The 21272-nt window shown below is 41.7% G+C and carries 23 protein-coding genes; 12 read left to right on the top strand and 11 right to left on the bottom strand.

Going from position 1 to position 21272, the window contains the following annotated elements; translation table 11 throughout:
* Positions 1-1120: WD40 repeat domain-containing protein (locus BV375_RS38145; protein WP_243713947.1), on the top strand; the 1120-nt coding region annotated here is incomplete at its 5' end.
* A 266-nt stretch (positions 1121-1386) separates the two neighbouring features.
* Here the strand turns inward: BV375_RS38145 and BV375_RS36005 are convergent.
* A complete protein-coding gene (locus BV375_RS36005) occupies positions 1387-1572 on the bottom strand; it encodes a hypothetical protein (RefSeq protein ID WP_143842095.1) in 186 nt (61 codons plus the stop codon).
* A gap of 20 nt (positions 1573-1592) precedes the next feature.
* On the opposite strand from BV375_RS36005, the gene BV375_RS36885 reads away from it, so the two are divergent.
* Positions 1593-1754, top strand: a complete 162-nt coding sequence (locus BV375_RS36885) for a hypothetical protein (protein WP_166507454.1) — start codon at positions 1593-1595, stop codon at positions 1752-1754.
* Between the two features lie 159 nt (positions 1755-1913).
* Here BV375_RS36885 and BV375_RS15075 read toward each other — a convergent pair whose 3' ends face one another.
* Positions 1914-3128 carry an HhoA/HhoB/HtrA family serine endopeptidase gene (locus BV375_RS15075; protein WP_086761821.1) on the bottom strand — a complete coding sequence of 405 codons (1215 nt, stop codon included), beginning with the start codon at positions 3126-3128 and terminating at the stop codon, positions 1914-1916.
* A 477-nt stretch (positions 3129-3605) separates the two neighbouring features.
* Here BV375_RS15075 and BV375_RS15070 point away from each other — a divergent pair, with 477 nt between their 5' ends.
* A complete protein-coding gene (locus tag BV375_RS15070) occupies positions 3606-4004 on the top strand; it encodes a metal-sensitive transcriptional regulator (protein WP_086761819.1) in 399 nt (132 codons plus the stop codon).
* Between the two features lie 70 nt (positions 4005-4074).
* The gene (gene menH / locus BV375_RS15065; RefSeq protein ID WP_086761816.1) at positions 4075-4884 is read left to right on the top strand and encodes a 2-succinyl-6-hydroxy-2,4-cyclohexadiene-1-carboxylate synthase; all 810 of its coding nucleotides are present in this window, start codon (positions 4075-4077) and stop codon (positions 4882-4884) included.
* A 60-nt stretch (positions 4885-4944) separates the two neighbouring features.
* Here the strand turns inward: menH and BV375_RS15060 are convergent, their stop codons facing one another.
* The 4 genes from BV375_RS15060 to BV375_RS15045 form a co-directional block, all read right to left on the bottom strand.
* Positions 4945-5391, bottom strand: coding sequence for an SRPBCC family protein (locus BV375_RS15060; protein WP_086761814.1), 447 nt, complete (start codon positions 5389-5391; stop codon positions 4945-4947).
* 19 nt (positions 5392-5410) lie between these two features.
* Complete coding sequence (locus BV375_RS15055; RefSeq protein WP_086689247.1) at positions 5411-5599, bottom strand: CPXCG motif-containing cysteine-rich protein; 189 nt, start codon at positions 5597-5599, stop codon at positions 5411-5413.
* Between the two features lie 11 nt (positions 5600-5610).
* Positions 5611-7257, bottom strand: a complete 1647-nt coding sequence (locus BV375_RS15050) for a radical SAM protein (RefSeq protein WP_086761825.1) — start codon at positions 7255-7257, stop codon at positions 5611-5613.
* A 248-nt stretch (positions 7258-7505) separates the two neighbouring features.
* The gene (locus BV375_RS15045) at positions 7506-7709 is read right to left on the bottom strand and encodes a SemiSWEET transporter (RefSeq protein ID WP_243713948.1); all 204 of its coding nucleotides are present in this window, start codon (positions 7707-7709) and stop codon (positions 7506-7508) included.
* Here BV375_RS15045 and BV375_RS38140 point away from each other — a divergent pair.
* Positions 7651-7794, top strand: a complete 144-nt coding sequence (locus tag BV375_RS38140) for a hypothetical protein (RefSeq protein ID WP_243713949.1) — start codon at positions 7651-7653, stop codon at positions 7792-7794. The two genes, BV375_RS15045 and BV375_RS38140, sit on opposite strands and share 59 nt — an antisense overlap.
* Positions 7795-8085: 291 nt before the next feature.
* Here BV375_RS38140 and aroC read toward each other — a convergent pair whose 3' ends face one another.
* Positions 8086-9174: a chorismate synthase gene (aroC, locus tag BV375_RS15040; RefSeq protein ID WP_086761810.1), complete on the bottom strand. Its 1089-nt coding sequence runs from the start codon at positions 9172-9174 to the stop codon at positions 8086-8088.
* 511 nt (positions 9175-9685) lie between these two features.
* Here aroC and BV375_RS15035 point away from each other — a divergent pair.
* The 3 genes from BV375_RS15035 to BV375_RS15025 all read left to right on the top strand — a co-directional run bounded on the left by BV375_RS15035 (position 9686) and on the right by BV375_RS15025 (position 12945).
* Entirely contained in the window at positions 9686-10894 is a 1209-nt protein-coding gene (locus BV375_RS15035) for a class I SAM-dependent methyltransferase (protein WP_086761808.1), read from the top strand.
* Positions 10895-11242: 348 nt separating this feature from the next.
* A complete protein-coding gene (locus tag BV375_RS15030) occupies positions 11243-12121 on the top strand; it encodes an NAD(P)-dependent oxidoreductase (RefSeq protein ID WP_086761806.1) in 879 nt (292 codons plus the stop codon).
* An 86-nt stretch (positions 12122-12207) separates the two neighbouring features.
* Positions 12208-12945, top strand: coding sequence for a Uma2 family endonuclease (locus tag BV375_RS15025; protein WP_086761804.1), 738 nt, complete (start codon positions 12208-12210; stop codon positions 12943-12945).
* Here BV375_RS15025 and BV375_RS36880 read toward each other — a convergent pair.
* The gene (locus tag BV375_RS36880; protein WP_166507453.1) at positions 12942-13079 is read right to left on the bottom strand and encodes a hypothetical protein; all 138 of its coding nucleotides are present in this window, start codon (positions 13077-13079) and stop codon (positions 12942-12944) included. The genes BV375_RS15025 and BV375_RS36880 overlap by 4 nt on opposite strands.
* Before the next feature lie 99 nt (positions 13080-13178).
* The gene (locus BV375_RS38710) at positions 13179-13301 is read right to left on the bottom strand and encodes a hypothetical protein (protein WP_279432926.1); all 123 of its coding nucleotides are present in this window, start codon (positions 13299-13301) and stop codon (positions 13179-13181) included.
* Between the two features lie 133 nt (positions 13302-13434).
* Here BV375_RS38710 and aroQ point away from each other — a divergent pair, with 133 nt between their 5' ends.
* Entirely contained in the window at positions 13435-14127 is a 693-nt protein-coding gene (gene aroQ, locus BV375_RS15015) for a gamma subclass chorismate mutase AroQ (RefSeq protein WP_208099127.1), read from the top strand.
* Here aroQ and BV375_RS15010 read toward each other — a convergent pair.
* The gene (locus BV375_RS15010; RefSeq protein ID WP_086761798.1) at positions 14124-15608 is read right to left on the bottom strand and encodes an NACHT domain-containing protein; all 1485 of its coding nucleotides are present in this window, start codon (positions 15606-15608) and stop codon (positions 14124-14126) included. The genes aroQ and BV375_RS15010 overlap by 4 nt on opposite strands.
* 204 nt (positions 15609-15812) lie before the next feature.
* Here BV375_RS15010 and BV375_RS15005 point away from each other — a divergent pair, with 204 nt between their 5' ends.
* The 3 genes from BV375_RS15005 to BV375_RS14995 all read left to right on the top strand — a co-directional run bounded on the left by BV375_RS15005 (position 15813) and on the right by BV375_RS14995 (position 18646).
* On the top strand, positions 15813-16430 hold the full coding sequence (locus BV375_RS15005) for an antitoxin Xre/MbcA/ParS toxin-binding domain-containing protein (protein ID WP_086689256.1): 618 nt from the start codon (positions 15813-15815) through the stop codon (positions 16428-16430).
* A gap of 533 nt (positions 16431-16963) precedes the next feature.
* Positions 16964-17626: an RES family NAD+ phosphorylase gene (locus BV375_RS15000; protein WP_086761796.1), complete on the top strand. Its 663-nt coding sequence runs from the start codon at positions 16964-16966 to the stop codon at positions 17624-17626.
* Positions 17627-17728: 102 nt separating this feature from the next.
* Positions 17729-18646 carry a hypothetical protein gene (locus tag BV375_RS14995; protein ID WP_086761794.1) on the top strand — a complete coding sequence of 306 codons (918 nt, stop codon included), beginning with the start codon at positions 17729-17731 and terminating at the stop codon, positions 18644-18646.
* 122 nt (positions 18647-18768) lie between these two features.
* Here the strand turns inward: BV375_RS14995 and BV375_RS14990 are convergent, their stop codons facing one another.
* On the bottom strand, positions 18769-20979 hold the full coding sequence (locus BV375_RS14990; protein ID WP_086761792.1) for a tetratricopeptide repeat protein: 2211 nt from the start codon (positions 20977-20979) through the stop codon (positions 18769-18771).
* Positions 20980-21272: the final 293 nt, after the last annotated feature.

The following is a 21272-nucleotide window of genomic DNA, read 5'->3' as shown; positions in this document are numbered from 1 at the left end:
CAATTCTGTCGCCATTAGTGGTGATGGGCAGACAATTGTCAGTGGTGGTGGTGACGGCACAGTGCGGTTGTGGAATCTTCAAGGTCAGCCCTTAGCTGAACCCTTGCGCGGTCATGAAGGTGATGTCAATTCTGTCGCCATTAGTGGTGATGGGCAGACAATTGTCAGTGGTGGTGGTGACCGCACAGTGCGGTTGTGGAATCTCCAAGGTCAGCCCTTAGCTGAACCCTTGCGCGGTCATCAGGGTGCGGTCAATTCTGTCACCATCAGCGGTGATGGACAGACGATTGTCAGTGGCGGTGGTGACAGCACGGTGCGGTTGTGGAATCTTCAAGGTCAGCCCTTAGCTGAACCCTTGCGCGGTCATCAGGGTGCGGTCAATTCTGTCACCATCAGCGGTGATGGACAGACGATTGTCAGTAGCGGTGGTGACAGCACGGTGCGGTTATGGAATCTTCAAGGTCAGCCCTTAGCTCAAGCTTTGCACGGTTATAAAGGTTATCTCTATTATAATGTCGCCTCTGTCGCCATCAGCGGTGATGGGCAGACGATTGTCAGTGGCGGTAGTGACGGCACGGTGCGGTTGTGGAACAATCAAGGTCTGCCCTTAGCTGAACCTTTGCGTGGTCATAAAGGTTCTGTCTATTCTGTCGCCATTAGCGGTGATGGGCAGACGATTTTCAGTGGCGGTGGTGACGGCATAGTGCGGTTGTGGAACAATCAAGGTCAGCCCTTAGCTGAACCTTTGCGCGGTCATAAAGGTTATGTCTATTCTGTCGCCATCAGCGCCGATGGGCAGACGATTGTCAGTGGCGGTGGTGACGGCACAGTGCGGTTGTGGAACAATCAAGGTCAGCCCTTAGCTGAACCTTTGCGCGGTCATAAAGGTGATGTCAATTCTGTTGCCATCAGCGCCGATGGGCAGACGATTGTTAGTGGCGGTAATGACGGCACGGTGCGGTTGTGGCGTGGTGGCTGGCGTTCATGGTTACAAGTCTGTTGCGACAGGTTGCGTTATCATCCCATCTTCACCAACCCGCAAACCGAGGAAGCAATAGCCGCCTGTGAAGTCTGCCGTAAATATGTTTGGAGTAAAAAAGAAGATAAAAGCAGCAGCTAACAGCATTTTGAATGGCAAGGCAAAGGCAATGATGAAATTTGGTATAGTGCGATCGCAAATCGTCGGTTTGTTGTAGACGGAACTATCAAGTCACGCCACACCGCCAACGGAGTTTTGAAGCAAGCTGGATGATGCAAAGCCTTTTAATCGGGTAGCAAGTAGAAACTCAGGAGTTCATAACAGGAAAAATCAACCTGCGATGAGCAAGTTTGAAGCTTGGAACTCAAAACTTCGCCATCTGAACATGAAACTTCGAGCTTTTAACTTCAGTTTCCGCCATCAGAACTCGAAACTTCGTCATCAGAACTCGGAACTTCCTCTTCCGAACTCGAAACTTCGTCTTCCGAACTCAAAACTTCGTCTTCCGAACTCAAAACTTTGTCTTCCGAACTCGAAACTTCGTCTTCTGAACTCGAAACTTTGTCATCCGAACTGCAACCGCCGAGATCCAAAGGCGAATGATGGTGATTAAATGGCGAATATTTTCCTGATTATCTTATCTTCTCCAATCTGTAACCTCAAGCTACCACAATTATCTTGCGTAGGGGCACGGCAATGCCGTGCCCTCATAGAAATGTTCACCACAGCCGAGAATTTATTTGTAATTTCCCGCAGAGGAATTAACATTATTTAAATGTAATGGGTGCTGTATGGAAAAATATTATTTATAGTTGCGATGCCAAAGAGGTTAGAGGGCAAGGCATTGCCTAGCCCCTACAAGAAATTAATAAAAATATAGGGGTACGCTTTGCATAACGTACCCCCAAACTCAATACTCAACATTCAGCGCTGATTACGAAGCGTTTTGTAACTCAGCAGTGCGTACCGATAGCTGCTGTGTTTGGTTACCCCGTTGCACTTTCACCTGCAATACTTGACCAAGGCGACTGTTTTCGACAAAATTCTGTAACTGTTCTGCAGTGGTAATCGCTTGTCCATCAACTTGCACAATTACATCCCCGCGCCGGATACCCGCAGATGCAGCTGGGGAATTGGGTACAACTCGCATCACCAAAACACCGTTAACTTCTGGTATTTGAATGGGAGAGTTGGGATCTGTGTTGTTCTGCTTGGCTAGCTGCGGTGTTAAAGATACCATTTGCACGCCTAAATAGGGATGAGCAACTTTACCTTCACGTTGCAGTTGTGTTGCGATCGCTTTTGCTTTATCTATGGGAATAGCAAATCCAATCCCCATTGCGTCAGCACGAATTGCTGTATTAATCCCAATCACCTCACCTTGTCCATTTAATAACGGCCCGCCAGAGTTCCCAGGGTTAATCGCTGCGTCAGTTTGAATGAAATCTAAGCGTTTATCTGTAATCCCGACTTGGGCGCTGGAACGCTTCAGGGTGCTGACAATGCCCAAAGTTACGGTATTATCAAATCCTAAAGGATTACCAACTGCGATCGCCCAGTCTCCTACTTGTACATTACTAGAAGAACCCAAGGGTGCCACTGGTAAATCATTCCCGGCATTAATTTTAACTACCGCCAAATCTGTAACTTCATCAATACCTTGAACTTTACCGTCGAAGGTGCGACCGTCTTTTAGCCGGACTGTCACTCTATCAGCTTTATCGACTACGTGAGCATTAGTTAGAACTAAACCACTCTTGTCAAGAATGAAACCAGAACCCAGACCGCGTAATTGCTCCCTAGATGGCTGTTGCTGGAAACTGTCACCGAAAAACTGGCGGAAAAATGGGTCTTCCATAAATGGATCGTTCCGACGAGTAATTGTGCGTTCAGTATCAATCCGTACCACTGCTGGGCCAACACGATTGACGGCTGCTGTCACAAAACTACTGCTACCTATCGCCGTCGAGGCGGGTGATTGTCGTTGCGCAAGCAATTCTGGTGTATTTACAGTTGCAGGCTTTGGTGCTGGTTCTGCTTCGGAGGGTAACACCCGCAGGGTAGTAAAAGTTAGCACAACTCCTAGAAATATGGCTAAAACATGGGAACTGAGTTGGCGTATAGACCGAGGTAATTTGGGAAATCTCATAAATCACAACCTAAATCTAGAAGCGTAATTTTTACTTAGTCGTGACAAATCTATCTAAAGTTATTTTTACAGAATCGATGAGAATACCTGCGTATTGACGCGAGCACTCTTGTTCAGGTTTCGCCTGCTTCCGTAAGTTATGTTCTCGGATAGCTCATGGGGGAGTTAGAAGAATTGGAGGAGATAAATAGTTGACAAATTATAATTCTCTCTCACTGTCCTCATCCTTAAATTACTATCTTTAATTTCAACTTACTGTTTAGTTGGGGCATTGCGTAAACTATCTGTAATCAAATTAATTGTATATTTACCTCAAAAGCTATTATGGAGATTACCCCTCAGCAGGTTCGGATTTTACCCAACAATTAATATTTGTGATTTCTCCTCTGCTTCCTGTGCTTTCTCATCCCCCTCATCTTCGTTGTCCCCCTTCTCCTCTAGGCTAGTATCTTAGTTAGACCAGCACTTTGATAACCCATGAACGGATTAAACCGATCCTCTCAAGAATCCTTGCCTACATCCCAGCAAGTAGAACACTCCCACAATCACAGCACAGACCACGAACATCCAGATCATGCTGTGCAAGGAGACTCGGTTCATCCTCACGTCCATAGTGAAGAGTCTTTACGGCGAATTGTGAATCGACTTGCACGTATAGAAGGGCATATTCGAGGTATAAAAACAATGGTTCAGCAAAATACCCCTTGTCCAGACGTTTTATTGCAAATTGCCGCAGTTAGAGGTGCATTGGATCGGGTAGCGCGAATCGTTTTGGATGAACATTTAACTGAGTGTATTGCCAGAGCTGCACAAGAGGGCAATATTGATACTGAAATTGCACAACTTAAGGCAGCTTTAGATCGGTTTTTGCCTTAGAAAGTAGCAAATTATAAACAATCAACCCTGGTGACGAGAAATCGCCAGGTTTCTTGAATATGAATAAAAGATGTCTCTAACTAACTATAAATTTAACTACTCTTTAATTAGTAATTCCAATAAGCCATTAATTCTTTTCTTGCACGGATTTATGGGTAACATCGATGAATTTGATGAAGCCATAATACTACTATCTGATGATTTTTCTTATTTGACTATTGACCTTCCCGGACATGGCAAAACTCAAGTTTTGGGTAGTGAGGAATGCTATACAGTGCCAAACACTGCTCAGGCTTTAATTAATTTATTAGATGAGTTGCAAATTCCTCAATGCTTTTTAGTTGGCTATTCAATGGGTGGACGATTAGCTTTATACCTTAACCTGCATTTCCCAGAACGTTTTTCTAAAGTTGTATTGGAATCAGCTTCTCCAGGTTTGGCAATAGAAGCAGAACGATTAGAACGCATTCAACACGATTATCAAATAGGTAGAAAATTAATCAGAAGTCTTGAAAACGATGATTTTGCAGCTTTCTTATCAAATTGGTATACTCAGCAGATTTTTGGAGATATCAAAAATCATCCAAAATACGAGTTTATGCTAGAAAGTCGATTGCAAAATCACCCTTTAGAATTGGATAAATCCCTGCGCTTTATGGGCACTGGATATCAACCTTCTTTGTGGGATAAACTCAAAGAAAACAAGAATCCTTTGCTTTTACTTGTTGGAGAATATGATAGAAAATTTAGAGATATTAATCAAAAAATGGCAGATATTTGTGAAAATGCACAGCTAAAAGTCATTAAAAAAGCTGGGCATAATATTCACTTTGAAAATCCCAGAGAATTTATCCAAAATCTTAGAATCTTTTTACAGTAGAGTACTTCATCAAAAAAACTTTGATGGTTGCTTAGTAACTACTTAAGCGATTACTACAAATTAATTTTCGCACTCTCTTTTAGTCACATAATGGCGGTAGCGAAACATAGCTTCGAGTTGTGCTTGCACCAGCCAACCGCTAATAAATTCTACTGTTTGTGCACCAGGCATGGAAAAAGAAATGGCATCAGTTAATCTAGTTTTACCATTTTCAGCTTCAAATTCATGTCTGTGTACCCAAGACTCAAAAGGCCCGGATATCTGTTCATCGACAAACAGGCGATATTTTTCACATTGAGTGTGACGCGCTAACCAAGTCAAGGGTAATGGGCCGAGAAACAGACGAAATTCTGTGATAGCACCCACCTCCAGTCCTCCGTCACGGCGCATTACTTTGACTGGTTGCCAAGGTGGAGTTAGCGTTTGCAAAATATCTGATCTTTCGTGAAATTTCCAAACTACTTCTGGTGGTGCATTAATCACAGAGGAATGTTTAAAGTGCAGCATGGAAACAGAAACCTAAAATTCAGCTTTCAGATTCGGTATCAATCTCAATATCTAGGGTGTCTTCATCAACCCGTACATACAAAATATTGGGGTTACAGCAAACTTGACAATCTTCTACATAAGATTGCTGTCCCCCAGCACTCAAATCAACAAAGGTTAAGTTTGGTTCACCACAATAAGCACAGTAATACTCAGCTGTTGTTTGCATTAACTTGTAAGCTAGGAATTTAATGGCTGAAGTTCTTTTGGGGATGAGTCAAAATGACTTGTCGCCTCAGCCAAATGTTTCAGTAGTGTAGACTGTGGTAGAGGCCCTTGCAAGTGATTCCAGGGTAAAACTTGCTCTGTTGACCAATTTGCATGGACGTAGAAATCTAACTCAGGGATTTGACCTTTAAGTTGCTTATAAGCACGTTTGTAACTGCCTAGGGAATCGCCAAAGTCACGGGTAAGTTCTAGAAGATGGGAGAGTCTGCGATCGCCTCTCGATAACAAAGCTTGGATTATAGACCAATTATAGCTTTCAGGGCGAAACTCTATCCCTTGGGATTTTAGCTGTTTTTGTAACATCTGCAACCGCTTTTCAGATTGCTTATTCACGCCAAACCATTGAAATGGGGTGTGTGCTTTGGGTACAAAGGTGCTGCATCCCAGTGTTAATCTCAATCCAGGTGCAGCTTTTTTAACAGAGCGCATCATCGCCACAGTTTGCTCTAAATCTTCTGGTTCCTCGCCAGGAATTCCCACCATTCCGTAGAGTTTCAAACTTGTTAAGCCACCAGCTTTGGCGTTAACTGCGGCTTGGATAATTTCGTCATTATGCAGCTTTTTGTTGATGATGCGGCGTAATTTTTCCGAACCACTTTCTATTGCTATGGTAAGCGATCGCGTGTCTCGTTTCGCTAAAGTTTGGGCTAGCTGCACTGTAACTGTATTGGTGCGTATTGAAGCAATGCTCAGACGCACATCATCATATTGCGGCTGACTAATATAATCTAGCAACGTCTCAAACTCTGGATGCTGAGTTACAGAAGCACCCAATAATCCTAGCCGCTTTGTAACTTGCAAGCCTCTTTCAATAGCTGGAATTAACGAACCCTCCAGACTCGCGGTTCTAAATGGCAATGTGAGATAACTAGCTAGACAGAAGCGACACATCTCTGGACAACTTCTTACCACTTCCACCATGTAAATATTTTCCCACGCTGCCTTTTCGGTAACGACAGTGGATGCAGAGAGAAGATTTCCCCGGTAAGTCTGCTTTTGCACTATTGCTGGAACTTCTGCGGAAATAGGTTTAATTGACTTTACAGCACCATCTAAGGTTTGATATTCAACTTCATACAAACTTGGAACATAAATTCCAGGTACTTGTGCAAGTGCTTGAAGTTGAGTTTGTCGAGAAGCGTTTCTAACTTCTTTGTACGCCTCAATGAAATCTCCCAGCAGATTTTCTCCATCTCCTAGCAAAATTACATCAAAAAAATCTGCAAAAGGCTCAGGGTTAGCAGTGAGAACTGGACCCCCACCAAAAATTATTGGATGATGATCGTTACGCAAAGATGCGCGAATTGGAATTTCCAAAGACTCGAGCAAATTTAAGATATTCACATAATCTAGTTCCCAAGAAATAGAAAATCCTACAATTTCCGGCTTTCTCGGAAGCTGTTCGTGAATATCTGTGAACAGGCGGCTTACCTGCACATCATCACGCATTGCCAAATTTGCCCATACCACCTGATATCCTAAGCTAGTGATTCCCACGCTGTACTCATTAGGAAAGGCGAAAATCACTGGGATAGCATCGGTGTTAGGGGTGTTGGGGGTGAATAGCAGGCGTTCAGCAGAAAATACAGAGGATGTCACAGGCGATCGCTTGGGGATGTTTATAATAATACGGGCGAATAAAATTCGCGCTGACACAAACCAAACCCATCTCCGTGGGTTTCAAATTCTGAAGTCCGTGCCAGCGAACTTTGTTTGTATAGCCGAGGCAGTGCATTAAGAAGCCACTATGTTGGACAAGTTTCCCAGCTTGTAAAGGCTCGGAGGGCGGTTGCCTCCAGGGTAGCAACTGCCGTTCAGACTTCTAGTCTGAGGGGCACGCGGCAGGTTTATCTATATCTATATCTAATTTTAAGCCATAGAATTATCAAGTTAAAAAATAAAGTGACAGCATTAGCCAAAATAATCGGCAATTGTTTAAGCATAATTCCATAAATAAGCCATAAAAATATGCCTGTGTTGAAACAAATTAACATGACAAAAGAAACATCTTTTGCAGATTTCGTTTGCCATATTTTGATCATTTGTGGCACAAATGAAACCGTAGTTATTGAAGCTGCGACTAATCCTAAAAGTGTCACAAAATCCATTATGCAAGCCTATAAAATAATGCCATGATCTGTTGCAGTGCGTTATGCGATCGCTAATACACCTAACTCTCATTGGATATTTTTGAAATTGGAAGTCTCCTAGAGAAATCTAGCAATTAATTTTTCACAAGATAATTGCCATACTCAGAGAGTAAACTCTTCTAGTGGTAAAGGTAATAAAAGTTCAATAATTACTTTAAAGTCATTACCTAATGTACCAAAGCGGACTTTAAGTAAGTTTTTACTCCTAGGCTTTCTCGCTGCTAAATCCCTCTTTGTGTAGCTAGTTCAGGATATTGATGATAATTTGCTATGTTACCTACAACAGTTCACACTGTCCATGATTACGTAACAAATGGTCGCACAACACCAAAGCCACCATCGCTTCCACCATTGGAACAGCACGAGGTAGCACACAAGGATCGTGCCTTCCTTTCGCTGCTAATAAAGTTTCTTCACCTTCACGAGTTACAGTTTTTTGCTCTTTCCTAATTGTTGCTGTCGGCTTAAATGCAACTCGTAGAATAATATTTTCGCCGTTAGAAATTCCCCCTTGAATTCCACCGGAACGGTTGGTTACAGTGCGAATTTCACCTTGTTCATCAATATAAAATTCGTCGTTATGTTCAATTCCTGTTAACAGCGTTCCTGCAAAACCTGAACCAATTTCAAAACCTTTGCTAGCAGGAAGAGACATCACAGCCTTAGCAATATCTGCTTCTAATTTATCGAATACTGGTTCGCCTAAACCCTTCGGGAGATTCCGCGCTACGCATTCTACTACGCCGCCGATGGAATCACCTTGTCTGCCAATTTGCTCAATTAATTCAATCATGCGCTCTGCCGATTCAGCATCGGGACAGCGGACAATGTTATTTTCAACTTGTTCTAAGGTGACAGTATTAGGATCGATAACGCCTTCCAAGTCTTTGATACGCTTGACGTAACCGATGATTTCCACATTAGCGACTTGACGAAGAATTTTTTTCGCGATCGCACCTGCTGCTACTCGTCCAATTGTCTCACGCGCCGACGACCTACCCCCACCTTGCCAATTACGAATCCCATATTTGGCATCGTAAGTTGCATCAGCGTGGGAAGGGCGATACTTCTGGGACATCTCGTCGTAATCTTGGGGACGAGTATCTTTATTGCGCACCAAAATTGCGATCGGCGTTCCTAAGGTTTTTCCTTCAAACACTCCAGATAATATCTCGCAGGTATCAGCTTCTTTGCGAGGCGTTGTAATTTTACTTTGTCCTGGACGCCTTCTATCTAGTTCTACTTGAATTTCCTCAGCAGAAATTTCCAGTCGCGGTGGACAACCATCAATCACAACTCCCACGCCACCGCCGTGGGATTCACCAAAAGTAGTAATGCGAAATAGATGACCAAAAGTGTTGCCCATGATAGTCGAGGAATAGAATCAGGCTTATGTATTCTACCTATAAGTTCTGATAAAAGTGAATTTTTGCTATACACCTAACCAAAGGACGTAAATCCAGTTAGTAAGCGAATAATCATTAAAATTGCATCTTTGCGTTTCCCTTTCTCCGCGTCGCCGCGTCTTTCTGAGGCTAAGGATTCTGCAACTTAAAGGCGGGTTAGCTTACCCTCATGCATTTGTAATTGGATGAAGTACAGTTGTTCACAATCAACTATCTAAATGCTGATTTACAGCAGTTTTTATATATTTAGACCAGGCGCTGATATCTGTATTTCTTTGTTTGCGCCTACCCTCTGGGAAGCCAAGAATGCAGGTGAGACGCCGACCCTACAATAAATATAGATAGGCTAAGCCAGAAAAATTAGGAAAATTGTGATTGTGGATTTGAGATTGAAAATTGGTAATTATTCCGAGTTTTTAGCCTGTTTCCCGGTTTCCATTGTCCAATATGATATATCAAATCTGAAATTGTATGGATTCTAATCCGGCGCTGTGTGCGGCCATAGCCTCTGTGATTGCCACAAATCCTCAACAGCGAATCACTTTTGCTGAATTTATGGACATGGTGTTATATCACCCTGAACATGGTTACTATTCCAGCAATGCCGTAAAACTTGGGTTTGAGGGTGGTGATTTTTTCACTTCTGTCCACCTTGGCCATGACTTTGGTGAATTACTAGCGGAACAATTTCTCCAAATGTGGGAGATTTTAGGGCGGACTGAGACCTTTTGTCTGGTAGAAATGGGCGCAGGTCAAGGATTGTTGGCTTCGCATATCCTCAAGTACTGTCAGCAGCAGTACCCGGATTTTTACGCTGTTTTAGAATATTTAATTGTTGAGAAATCCCCATCTCTTAGGCAAGAACAGCAGCAACGCTTACAAGATTTTTCTGTGCGTTGGTGCAATCTAGAGGAAATACCACTCAATTCCATTACAGGTTGCTTCTTCTCTAATGAATTGGTGGATGCTTTGCCAGTACATCAGTTTATTTTAGAAGCGGGGAAATTGCGAGAAATTTATGTGACACCATCAAAAGAGCAGGGAATTAAGGGAGAAACTGACTCTAGTCTCGCCGCTACTATGTCATCATTTGTGGAAGTCACAGGAGAACTTTCTACTCCCCGATTGGCTGAATATTTGGATTTAGTGGGAATTGATTTTGCTCAAAGTGGTTATACAGATGGCTACCGTAGTGAAATTAATTTAGCGGCTCTAGATTGGTTGAGTATAGTGGCAGACCGCTTGCAGTGCGGGTATGTGTTAACAATTGATTATGGCTACCCTGCCAGTCGTTACTATAACCCCAGGCGATCGCAAGGAACCTTAAAGTGTTATTACCACCATCGCCACCACGACAACCCTTATATCAATATCGGCCAGCAAGATATTACAGCCCATGTTGATTTTACTGCTTTGGAACGATGGGGCGATCGCTGCGGTTTAGATAAAGTGGGTTTTACTCAGCAGGGATTATTTTTGATGGCGTTAGGCTTGGGAAGTCGCATTGCTGCCCTTTCTTACCAAGAACAATCAATTTCCCAGTTATTGCAGCGCCGAGAGTCATTGCACGAACTCCTCAATCCTTTGGGACTGGGCGGCTTTGGCGTTTTAGTTCAAAGCAAGGGATTAAACGAAAAACAACTGTCTCAACCGCTAAAAGGATTGATTGTGCCAGAGTAAAAGTAGGCCAAAAGTTAAAACTCTATTAATGCCGTATTAGTCTCAATAGACTAACGTCACACTGTTACAGTGACAACTAAAAACCTAAGGAAATCAAAAATTATGAGTACCCATGACTTGTTAATGCTAGTGACACTACTCACTCCTGGTATCTTACTGTCAGTTTTAATTCTGGCGACTTTTGCCGCAGGTGGCTAATCAACACCTAAAGTCAGTATGCAGTTACCAGTTCTCAGTCATCACTGTTAACTGTTAACTGTTAGCTGTTAACTGTTAACTGTTAACTGATAATGGAAACGCGATGTCTATGACAGGCTTCGCCTACGCTGTACCAAAGGAACGTAAACAATGAAGGTGGCATTTCTGGGAACTGGACTGATGGGACTACCGATGGCTCAAAGGCTATTAGCAGCAAATATAGAGTTAGTTGCCTACAACCGCACCCCAGAAAAATTAGCACCACTACAAGTAGCTGGTGCAGAAATTGCGTCACATCCCCGCTATGCAATTCGCGCTGCTGATTGCATAATTCTGATGCTCACAAATGCTGCTGCTATTTATAGTGTGTTGCTTTCAGATACCTCGTGGCGAACTCTCTCAGGACGCACCGTCATCCAAATGGGGACAATTACTCCCACAGAAAGCCAAGAAATTAGAGATGCAGTGGCGGCCGCGGGTGGCGAATATATAGAAGCACCAGTTTTGGGAAGTATTCCCGAAGCGCAAGCTGGCAAACTAATTGTCATGGTAGGCGCTCGCGAAGATCAATTTCAGCGCTACTTAAATTTACTACAACATTTTGGACCAGAACCTCGATTAGTCGGGCCTGTAGGTGCTGCGGCTTCTATCAAACTAGCACTAAATCAACTAATTGCTGCTCTCACGACTAGCTTTTCTTTGAGTCTAGCTTTTGTCCAACGTCAAGGCATTGACGTGGAAGCGTTTATGCAAATCCTGCGTGAAAGTGTGCTTTATGCTCCTACCTTTGACAAAAAGCTGTCACGAATGTTAGATGGCAACTTTGCAAATCCGAATTTTCCCACCAAACACTTATTGAAAGATACAGACTTATTTATCAATGAAGCTAAAGCGGTTGATTTAGATGTCAGTAGTATTAAAGGTGTAAGACAAATCTTGCAAGCAGCGATGAAGATGTCATTCGCTAATGATGATTACTCATCAGTATTTTATGCTATCAAAGCTTGGGAAGAAGGGCGATGGGAATAAAGCTAAACGCGTAGGAGCTTCTGCTTCTTGTCGGCAGACATCGCCTAAAATCAAACTATTGGGCAAACGACCATAATTGATTACCTATGGTAAAGTCTCAACCCTATCACGCTCTACCCACCAGTGCTGAACTGCCCTGTTCAGACGATACACCTGTGGATAATGAAGACCAAAATTTTATTCCCAATTTACTGCTGTTTCTCCTAGAGTCAATTTGGGCAAACAGGAATGACTGGTTTTTTGGAGTAGATATGGGTATTTACCATACAACAGGAGTGAGCCATCTAGTACCAGTAGTTCCCGATGGTTTTTTGAGCTTAGGGGTGCAACGACGTAAAGCAGATAAATCGCGCTCAAGCTATGTAGTATGGGAAGAAGAAAACATCGTACCCAAGTTTGTTTTAGAAGTGGTTTCTAAAACTCCTGGTGATGAATATGATACTAAGCTGAATATCTATGCTAAATTGGGTGCCCTTTACTACGTTATCTACAATCCGCAATATTGGCGACGAGACCAACATCAACCATTTGAAGTGTATCAGTTGATTGATGGGGAATATCAACTGCAAATAGGTGAACCATTTTGGATGCCAGAAATTGGATTGGGAATTGGGCGATCGCGCTATACATCTGGCACAATTCAACGTGAGGTGCTGTATTGGTATGATAAAAATAATACCCGCTACCCAACCTCTGTTGAAGTTGCTCAAACCGAACGCCAACAGCGAGAACTAGCTCAACAACAGGCTCAAGCCGAACGTCAACAAAAAGAAAAACTAGCAGCCAAGCTTAGAGAATTGGGCATCGACCCAAATAATATTTAATGATATTGCGATCGCTTGCTGACTTCATCCCAGCCAGTCAACTCAAATCTTCTCAGAATTGCCTTTCTCTGCATCACGAGCAGTTTGACGCCAGTTGCTTTAAGTCCGCACCGCCCAACGCACTGGCTCCCCAAGACCGCATTGCCTCACCACGCAACTGCCCTCCTCTGCGGTTCGTTACTCTCTTGTGTCTTTATAGCAATTCTCCATACAGCGTATTTCTGGTAAATGATTTACACAGGTAGAGGCACAACATGTTCCCTAAGAGTTACAGGCTTGGTAAATTCATCATTGGGATGTTTTTTATTTGGAATTCCTTTACCTGCAATACCCTGTATCTCAGTTTTCTGTTCCAATGTGATATCCCCGTAAGCCTGAACTTGCTTTTTGTTATTAACTATGATATTTGTTATCTTACAGTAAAAATACTGCAACTTTATCGAGTTAGTGTAGATTTTGATGGGTAGCAGGGTGCATAAAGTTTTTACCATGAACTTAAATTTTTTCAGAAAGCATCCACTGTTGTTTTTCATAATAATTTTATTTGGTTTTTTTTCAAGTATTACAGTAGTTTCTGCCAAATTAAAATTATATTTAACGGCTCAAAACTCGGAACCAGCAAAATCAGTAAATTCCCAAGCTATTACTATCACAGATCAACAAATATCTGTAGATAAATTACTAAGATTTATCCAGCAGCGATTGCTAATTGCACATGATGTAGCTCGCTGGAAATGGAATAATAAACGTCCTATTGAGGATCTAAAGCGCGAACAGGAGTTACTATTAAAAGTTAGGCAACAAGCAATAAACTATAGTCTAGATTCCGAAACAGTTGCAGCATTTTTTCAAGCACAAATAGAAGCTGGAAAACTTATCCAAAAAACTGATTTTCAAAACTGGAAACAGCAAGGTATTAAATCTTTTCGTAACGTACCAGACTTAAACCAAACATTACGACCATCGTTAGATAAATTAAATACAGAATTCCTCTTTGCTTTAACAGAAATGACTCCTGTTCTGGGTTGTGCACATATCAGAGAATTAATTCAGTCACGTTCCCAGGTGATTATTCAGGGAAATGGTATTGATCGGCAAGTGCAGAACCTAGCAATTTCTCCCTTGCTGCAAGTGAAAGGCGCTTCTTGCAAAGTTGTTTCCACAGTTGAGGCTATGGTCTAAATATCTTTAACAGCCAAGTATTTCTGAAAACTAATATGAGAGAAAGAGTAAATACCCTTTGCTCTCTCAACCAATAAACCATTTTGAGCTTGAATATACTTGAGAATCGCTGCGCTATCAATTTTTGCTAAATCTAAATTTCTGCCATCATGTAAGCTATAAATGTATTCATTAATCTTTTGCTCAATAGCTTCTTGCTGGAAAAAATACTCACCTCTCTCCCAATAATTTCGAGCAATTTCACTCAATAATGCTGCTGTTTGTTGTGCAGAAATTTGCTGATAAATTTCATCTCGTTGAATATGACGCTGGATATCCCATTGTTTAAGAAAAATATCCAATGCTTCTTGATAAATTGCTGATGTCTTAAATTTAAAATTTGCGCTTTCTTCAAAAATTAAACATAAGAAAGTTAATAATAAGGAATTAGTAGCTAGTGATTGCAGTGATTGATTTTCTTGCAACTTTTGTAAAATATATTCAGATTTTGTCGCTGCTTGCTCCTGAAACCATTTGATAACAAATTCAGTAATCTGTTGGTCATCAAAATCGGCAATTTCTACTTCTGTAAATTGTTCAAAGATATAATTACCTGCCGCAACTCGGCAGGTAATCACAAAGGAATTGGCATAAAATCGGGTTGTAAACCTGCGAATTTCCTGCACAACTCGGTTAAAATTTGCATCTTTGACTTCATCTAGCCCATCTAATAAAACTATAGTTTGCCCTTGAGTTAGAAGGGTTAGCGCTGCATTTGGCACAACCTCACAATCTTCAAACTGTTCTGTAATGTACTCTAGTAAAGTTGGTTGCTCTCTAGCCTCTGCAAAGTCTTTGAGATAAATAAATATAGGGACGCGATCGCTTCGATACTCACCCAAGTTACACTGAATAGCTAGCCATTTCAAAAATATGGTCTTGCCTGTTCCTGGTTTGCCTAAAATTATCAATTTGTCATACTCTTCTACGGCTTCTAACGCTGGTCGACGCGGTTGTTGTAGACTACCTAAGTTAAAACAGTTAAATTTCTTAGGATCAAAATCCCGTATTATCTCCCCAATATTTAACCGTCTGCGTCCAGTTATTCGCTCCCAAATATTGACATGAGTGTAAATAGTATCTAGCCTTCTTGGTTGTTCCATATCTAGCACCCGCATGACACCACAACGTCTTTGAATACTGTCGTGGACTTTTTCGCGGACATTCTGCACTAGATTCTGAATTTGGTTAAGGCTGTCTGGCTGTTCTTCATCAGCGAAGGATGAGGAGATAATAATCTCTTCCCAATTCAGGTTGAGCTTTTCGCAAATGGTAACGAAAATGTAGCGGTCAACTGGTTTGCCTTGAAAAAACTTGGTAACTGGCTGACGGCTAATGCCTAGTTCTCCAGCTAACCCCTGCTGTGTCAAGGAATTACGGATCAGGGCAGCTTCGGCTTTACTAATTCCCTTGGCTGATGCTTGAAGCGATCGCCTAGTCATTACCTCTATATAAAATCATTTTGTTAATTCTATAACTAGTTTGGCAAAAAATCATACACATCTCATGCAAAAGTCATACATAAATCATGCCCAAGAATGATTGTAAAACATACAGAAGGGTGCGAATCTAGAGATCTAGATATTTGACATCTCTTACATGAACTGAGTAAATTATTATGTTAAGTGGTCGGTTTAGGAGGGATTATGAGCGAAATTAACGTCTCAATTGATGCTCCTTCCGGAAAACATGTTATGAAACAAGCACTAGAACGAATCGCACTAGAATTTCAGGATTATCTCAATTCTCTACAACCTGAGGAGATTAAATGTTTAGCAGAAAGATTGGCTCCTACTCATACTAAGCCAAAGTATTCTCAAGCTGAACTTGACTTTGCTGCCAAACTTGGTGCCGATCAAATCAGTGATGAAGAGCATAGTAAATTAGAACTTGCTGCGCTGACGAGAAATTTTAGGTGGAGACAAGAATTACTTAAATCTTCATTAACAGCACCGCAAGTAGCCGATTTATTGAATACAACTCGTCAGACACCACACGATCGCTTAAAAAAGAATAGCTTAATTGCTGTTCAAGATAACGGAGTCTGGAAATTTCCCATTTGGCAATTCGATCCTGAGGGGCCAGATGGTGTAGTCGCTGGGCTACCAGATGTTTTAAAAGCTCTGAATGTTCCTGCTTTCTCAAAAATAAGTTGGCTGACTCGACCAAACAACGCTTTAAATGGTCTAACCCCTATAGAAGCCTTGAAGTTTGGGCAAATAGATGATGTAATTGCCGAAGCCAGGACTGTAGGAGTTTTGTAGAAGTCTGTTAGACAACAAATCATGCAGAAGAATCAATGCGAGGACGCGGGGAAATTTTCATTCTCCCTTCGGGTTCGGAAGTTCGGACTCGACGGGAACCGCCCGCCGAAGGATGCCCGAAGGGCTGTAGACTCTGACTTCCTCACCGCGTCCCCTTGTCTTCTTCACAAATATCTCAGTATAAATCCTGGCAACAAATCTACTGATTGATTGACAAAAGTTACAAGAGCTACACTTTTATAGATAAAAATGTCCGGAAACACGTAGCTAACTCTTGAATTTTGCTGTAGATATAGTTTTTATGTACTAGTACAGCACGGCGAAAATCAAGCTACTATTCAAAAATATACTAAAAGCTGGCGTAATCAGCTTTTTACAGTTGACGAAAAGTTTTAAGGAAGGTTAACCCCATCGCACAAACTTTTCCAAACGATTTTGAATTCCGTACACTAGCACTTGTTGACAGACACCGTAAAAGTCTGGAACATCAAGTATTCCTATTTTGTCAGTCAACCAGATGAGGAGTGATAAAGGTGGTCAAATTAATTGTCCCGCCACCTCGCTTTGGCAGGCCAAAACCAAAATTTTATAGCTTGAAAAAAGGGACGGAACTTTTCAGAATTTTCCGGACAGACTTTGGTACTAATGCTTTGACTTTTCGAGTGTGGGGTCCACTTTATCGCTTCGATCATCATCGTGGCAACTTTCCCAGCTTTTCCTACGAGCCACGGGATTATCAACCAGCCCATGACCAAGAGCGCGGTATATACTACCTTGCACCAAAACTTTCGAGTTGTCTAGTGGAAGTTTTTGGTGATGTCGGTTGTATAGAAATTACCGACCAACAAATTGCGATCGTTACCGCTACTAGGGATTTAAAATTATTGGATCTCCGGGGTACGGGTGCGATGCGGGCTGGTGCGAACGAAGCCACCCTGGCCAAGACAGAAAAGCGTTCCCTAAGCCAAGCTTGGTCGCGCTATTTTTATGAGCAGCCAGCAATTTACACCCAAATTCATGGGTTAATTTATTGCAATGCTCATAATAATGAAGATGCGATCGCTATCTATGAACGTGCAGAACATTTCTTTATCTGTAGACCAGAAAATGTATTGCCGCTCAAACACGAATTGTTACGGGGTCCGATTTTAAAGGCAGCGGATGAGAATAATTTAGAAGTTATTCCCTATTGGTAATTCTGGTTAACGCAAATAAATGCCCGTAAGGGCGGGAATTTCCCGCCCTTTACTTTACAAGAATTTCTATATCACTATCATTAATTGAATCGTTATAAAAATATGATTAGCAAATCAGATCAAGAGCTAGCTAACAACCAGATTTCTAGGGAAGCAGTGGATTGGCTGCTTAGACGAATCATTCACATTCCTAAAAACTGGTTAATTATTAGTAGTCTTTTTATCCTTCTCAGTACCTTTCAAGTAACTGGTGGGGAAAAACTAACGTTTAAATTTGAAGTAACAAATACGACAGCCGTTTTTTTAGCGCTAATCTGGCTACCATCTCTATTGAAAATAATTGCCTTAACAGGAGGAGCCATCAAGACGCCAGCAGGCGAAATTACTGGCTCTAGTATGATGCCGATGCTACAGTCATTAACTGGCGATACCCTAGGATTTTTGATTGAGCATACTAAGCTAGCAGAAGATGTTGCACCACCACAACAACAGCTAGAAATGCGGCAAATGCGCCATGAATGGCAGAAAGCCTATGCATCAAGGATTCCTTCGTCGGAAGCACGAAAACAAATTGAAAGCTTAAGTCAACGCTATAAAGAACTTAGAAATTCCTTGCCACCAGGAGCAAAACGCACATTTGAGATGGAGTCTATTGCTGGTAGGATGCGTGCTCTAGCACCAGAAGTGAATTTTTCTGAACAAGATGTAAATAATCTGATCAAATCCAACGATCAAGGTAAACGATTACTAGGGCTTTCTGTAACAGAATGGTCTGGAGATCCGACTTATTTTTATGCAGTTCTCAATATCATTAATAATTCGGAAACAGCCTTTGAGCAGACTTGTGCATTACGGGCAGCAGAAAAGATGGTAACTAAGCTCAATACTCAACAGAAAAAAGACTTGCACTCAGTACTGCTACATCAACGCAATTTCAATGAAGCGGAAAAGTGTTGGATTAGACCTAATTCTAATCGTTGGGCATTAAGCGATCGCATTTTGACAGACTTAGAAGAATAGCGAATATATATTAATTTAAACTAGCAAAACTTGTTCAAAAATCATGAGCAATATCTGGATAAATAAATATCCATAAAAACAAATTATTAGATTTGAATTCCACGCAGCAATAGTAGATATGTCTACAACTTAGGTAAAATTTCTGGTAACATCTGACCGGGAACTTTTGATAAAGCCAGATTTTGCCCTTGTATTCCTAATTCATTGTGGAAAGCACGAATTGTTTTCACCACATAAGAAAAAGTTGTTTGATAAGCTTCTGGTTGTTTACTCAATCCATTTAAAGCTTGCAAATGGTTATCTAATGCAGCTTCTAAATGTTGAGAACGTTGTGGTTTATCACCATTGAAATATTTATCTGTAGCAATCTGATAATGGGCTAATCCTAAGTTATTGTGAGTGGCTAGTAAATCAAAACTTAAAACAGAAGCATGAAGTGAGTGAGCTATTGCCAAAGCCTCATTATAAGCACTGATGCACAATTGCAGATATTTATGCTTATCTTCTTTATTTGTCTGTGATAGATTTGCTAAATGCCAATAGGCTGTCCCAAGGTTATTTTGAGTAGCAGCACAGCCGCTAGGAACAGCTGCTGGTGTACGATATTTTAGAGCGTCACAATAAACATCAATAGCCATCTGAAGATTGTGCGCTGGTTGTTCGTATTGTGCAAGATTCCAGTAGGCAGTGCCGATGTTGTTTTGAATCATGCCATACTTGAGCGGTTCATCATCAGCGCTGTAGTGAGCAAGTGCTAGGTTATAAGCTGCGATCGCTTTTTTTAAATTCACTACAGGTTGATTGTATTGCGCCAGATGCCAGTACGCAGTACCCAAATTATTCTGACAAGCTGCATACTTTAATGGCTCCATTGCCACTGTACGGTAGCGCAGAGCTTCGTTATAAGCTAAAACTGCTTGCTGCCAACTCTCTGGGGGATTAGAAAAACGAGCTAAATCTCCGTAAGCTGTCCCTAAATTGTTTTGCACACGAGCATAAGTTTCCGGGTGCGTCTGTGGTGATATCAGCTTTAAAGCCAACTTATAAAATTCAATTCCTTGCTCTATATAAGTTTGTCCTTCTTCAGAATTGGGTGGTGTGCGGTATAGCATCCAGTAAAGTGTACCCAAGTCATTCAAGATATCTGGCAGTTGTGGTGAGGTATCATCAAAGGATACTGCCTCTTGGTAGGAAATAATTGCTACCATCAGGTTCTCTAAAGTTACCTGCCCTTGTTCAATCCGAAGACGATAAAAGTTTCCTAAACGATGATAAGCCGCTGCTAGTATCTCTCCTGAAGCGTTCTGTGAGTGTAATCGCTCAATCTCTACAAGCATGTGCTGCGCTTGCGAAATTTCGTCTTCATCTTGAATAATCTTAGTATTAATTGTTGCTAGTACTAAATCAGTTAACTCTTTGCTAATATGACCCAATGATGGCAGTGATGGTAGATGATTTTCGCTGGATCTAACTGGAGCTTGTTCCTGCTTGATCTCAACTTTCAATAGCTCTATTGGTATAGAGACTTCCTGTGGTTGTCGTCCATGATTTACTGGTGTTTCTGGTTGAAAATCGAAATCATCCTCAAATTTCAGATCGCTTTCCTCTGCTGCTTTTAGTTCTGCCTGAGCGACTGCTTGCTCCAAAATAGATGGTTCAAAATTGTCAAAATCCAGACTTCTAGAGCCTGCAAACCTTTCTGGATAGCCTGCATTGTGGGACGTTGGTGTCGGTTCTCCCGCGAAGAAAAACACACCAGTACGGCAATGCCAAAACTGTGGTGCTGACTGCTGAATAGCTGATAACCAAGGACGGGGTACCCATAACAGCAAGCTAGATTCTAGAAAGCGGCTGGATTCTTGTGTAGATAAATACTCCTCGCTTAACCGCAGATAGTGTAAAAATAAACGCTGCACGGCTACTGGTTGCTTAGTTAGTAGCTCCACACCAACAATTTGAAATGCGGGTATTGGTAATGGTCGTCCTGGGGTGTCTTTTGATGCGGCAACAATTGGTGGTGGATAATTGTTTAGCCATTGATTTATCTGCGCTATGGGATTAGGGTCGCTTAAATTTAAACGCAAGGTAGCTAAGCGTGGATAAGCTGGTGTGCTACTTTCCAAGCTATCTTCTGGCTGATATAGCACTTGCCCAACCGGATAAGCCAAGGTAGAATGCAAGCGGGCTGCCACTTGGTTTCTTAAGTGTAAATCATCGCAGACTGCCAAAAAAAGTTGTCTTCGTAAATTCAGACTCAAGGCAAGTTTTAGGCGGTGATATACTTGCCGATTCCAAGCAAAATTGTCTGTGTGTGCAGTATCATTCACGCTCATAGTGGCTACAAAGCCAAAACATAGTTTAAAATCCTTTGTAAGGCAAATCTAAGCAGTCAAAAATCAAACCATGAGTATGGTCTTCACGTGGATGTTGTGCTGCTCAGGCTTGATCTGGCTTTCAGGTTTAGAAAAACAATAAAGTGTATAATTATACTTCAATAAACATGATAATTGTAACAAAATTTGATACTCTTGTGGCTGGACAAACTTCTGTTAGCAGACAATTGAACAGCAAACATCGCTGATTGATTAAGCAATGGTCACCTCTACTGTCTAGTTTACAGAGATTC

Origin of the sequence: Nostoc sp. 106C (assembly GCF_002154725.1) — a bacterium.
In the GTDB taxonomy this organism is placed as follows: Bacteria; Cyanobacteriota; Cyanobacteriia; order Cyanobacteriales; family Nostocaceae; genus Aulosira.
Note: the sequence above shows the minus strand (reverse complement) of the source record. Positions and strands in the feature narration are given on the sequence as shown.